Genomic DNA, 419 nt, shown 5'->3' with positions numbered 1-419 from the left:
GATGGTCGCGAGCAGCGGCACGCTGTTCTCCTGCCGCAGGCACAGCCGTTCAGCAGCGGGTTTGCCACGGATGTCCGGCTCGATGCCGTAAAGTCCACCGATCAGTTCGAGCACCTCTCGGGTCGCCTCGGTAGGCGTTCGGGCATGCACGTCGTAGAGGTACCGTCTCGCGTGGTCCCAGCATGCAGCTTCACGGATCTTGCCGCTCTCGTACAGTTCGTTGGTAAGCGGTCCGTTGTCGGCGTCCTTCCGGCGCGATGAGTGATAGGCGATGCTGGTGTCCACTTCAACTGGCGGATTCAACCGGTCGATGCAACACAATGAACGTCGCATGAGCGGCGGGAGTGTTGCAAATGAAACAGAGGCGCCGGATCTATTACAGCGAAAGCCAGAAGGCATTGATGTGGGAACGCTGGCGT

Annotated in this window: 1 pseudogene; it reads right to left on the bottom strand. The window is 60.1% G+C overall.

Going from position 1 to position 419, the window contains the following annotated elements:
- Positions 1–222 (bottom strand): annotated as a pseudogene (locus F6X39_RS36235) (transposase); the annotation flags it as partial.
- Positions 223–419: the final 197 nt, after the last annotated feature.

Origin of the sequence: Paraburkholderia sp. UCT2, from assembly GCF_014397665.1 — a bacterium.
Taxonomy (GTDB): Bacteria; Pseudomonadota; Gammaproteobacteria; order Burkholderiales; family Burkholderiaceae; genus Paraburkholderia; species Paraburkholderia tuberum.
This window is presented reverse-complemented; position numbering and strand designations above follow the sequence as displayed.